A 2,157-nucleotide genomic window follows, 5' to 3' on the forward strand; every position below is an offset into this window, starting at 1 on the left:
CCGCGCAGGATGGTGTTCGGCGCGGGCACCACCGAGTGGAAGCTCATGTAGTGGTGCAGGGCGACCGGGTCGATGCGGGTGTCCACGCCGCCGCCGGCCAGCAGGGCCGGCAACGTCGACGCGAACCGGACCCGGTGAAGGTCCTCGGTCAGATACAGCGGCTTGATGCCGAGCCGGTCCCGGCCCAGCAGCACCCGCCCGCTGTCGCGTTCGACGACGGCGAAGGCGAACATGCCGAACAGGTGGCTGACGAAGTCATCGCCCCACCGGTGGTAGGCCTTGATCAAGACTTCGGTGTCGCTCTGCGAGAAGAAGCGGTAGCCGTACCCGCTGAGCTCCTGGCGCAACTCCTTGTAGTTGTAGATGCAGCCGTTCCAGGCCAGCGACAGACCCAGCTCCGAATCGACCATCGGCTGGGCGCCGGCCTCGGTCAGGTCGATGATTTTCAGGCGCCGATGGCCGAGCGCGACGCGGCCCTGCGACCAGGCGCCGCCCGCGTCGGGGCCCCGTGGTGTCAGCACCGCGGCCATTGCTGAGACCGCCGCTACGTCGGGCGCCTGCCCGTCGAGTCGGACCTCCCCGGTGACTCCGCACACGTCTTCGACCCTACCGTTGCCCGGATCGAAGCGCGCGTGAGCTTCGCCAAAAGCGCTGCAACGGGCCGCCGACGGCCGCGGCCGACCCGTGGTGATCACCGTGATCGACGGATGTGTGAACTGGATCGCACCGTCGCGATGTACCGGCGAGACCGCTCATGACTTGGTGGGCGGCTCGTCGTCACCGGCCGCCGCGTTGAACCGTTCGTGCGGGGCCAGTTCGCGGCGGCGTTCCTCGCGGAGCAGCTGCCAAAGTTGGCGCCCGTAGCGTGCGACCGAGTCGGCGGACAGCATCTCGTTGTGCGTGCAGTCCACCGCGTGGGTGAGCACGTCGCCGGAGGCGTAGGGCTCCCAGGAGCGGGCCAGCAGCGAACTGCGGTCGCTTTGGTCCCGCACGGCGGAGAACACGCAGATGTCGCCGTCGAACAGCCGGGGCTCGTGCAGCCGGTAGAGCTCGATGTTGTCGTTGAGGTTTCCGGCCAGCAAATCGACAAGCCGTCGGTGCCGTGGTATGTCGGCGACGCCGGATTCGCGCAGGAGCTCCGCCAGTTGCTCGTCGGTGGGCGGCCCGGTCTGCGCGTCGACGCTGATGTTGTAGGCCCGCAGGACGTCGTCGAGCACCTGCTGCTCGCCCAGGGCGTGCTCCGGCAGGGCGATCGCGTCGTCGATGCTGGGCTGGGCGTCGAGCAGGATCAGGCGCCCGATCGCGCGGCCACGGCGCTGCAGCTCGATCGCGATCTCGTGGGCGACGACCCCGCCGAACGACCAGCCCAGCAGGTGGTAGGGCCCGTCGGGATAGACGTCCTGGATCCGGTCGGCGTGGATCTCGGCCAATTCGCGGACCGACCGCGGGGCGGCTGCATCGGCCGATTGGGTTTGCTGAATACCGAAGATCGGGCGGTCCAGGTACTTGCCGAGCACCCGATACGGCCAGCTCACCCCGCCGGCCGGGTGGATGCAGAACAACGGCACCCCCGAACCCTCCCGGAGGATCTGCACGGGATCGACGTCGTCGCCGTCCGCCGACTCGGCCCGCAGCCGCAGGCTCAGCGCCCTGACCGTGGGCGCGTCGAACAGGGCCCGTACCGCCAGGTCAACGCCCAGGCTGGCGTTGATCGCGGCGACCACGCGCATCGCCGAGATGCTGTCGCCGCCCAGGTCGAAGAAGGAGTCGTCGACGCCCACCCGCTCCACGCCGAGCACCTGGGCGTAGCTGTCGGCCACGGCCCGCTCGGTGGCGGTGGCCGGGGCCCGGTATCCGCTGCCGGTGTACTCCGCCGCCGGCAGGGCGCGCACGTCGAGTTTGCCGTTGGGGGTCAGCGGCAACGCGTCGAGCGCCACCACCGCGGCCGGCACCATGTAGACCGGCAACCGCTCGGCCAGCGCGGTGCGCGCCTCGCCCGGGTCGGCCGTGCCGGTGAGGTAGCCCACCAGCCGCTTGACGCCCGGCTGGTCCTCGCGGGCGATCACCACGGCCTGCTCGACGTCGTCCAGCGCGGCCAGCGCGGCCTGGACCTCGCCGAGCTCGATGCGGTAGCCGCGGATCTTCACCTGGCGGTCG

1 protein-coding gene and 1 pseudogene are annotated in these 2,157 nt (G+C 70.5%); both read right to left on the reverse strand.

Going from position 1 to position 2,157, the window contains the following annotated elements; all coding sequences use genetic code 11:
• Window positions 1-530, reverse strand: a pseudogene (locus tag A5646_RS14050) (N-acetylglutaminylglutamine amidotransferase); the annotation flags it as partial.
• 222 nt (window positions 531-752) lie between these two features.
• Window positions 753-2,157: thioesterase domain-containing protein (locus A5646_RS14055; RefSeq protein WP_156765602.1), on the reverse strand; the 1,405-nt coding region annotated here is incomplete at its 5' end.

The organism is Mycobacterium sp. 1245499.0, from assembly GCF_001673615.1.
Classification (GTDB): domain Bacteria; phylum Actinomycetota; class Actinomycetes; order Mycobacteriales; family Mycobacteriaceae; genus Mycobacterium; species Mycobacterium europaeum_A.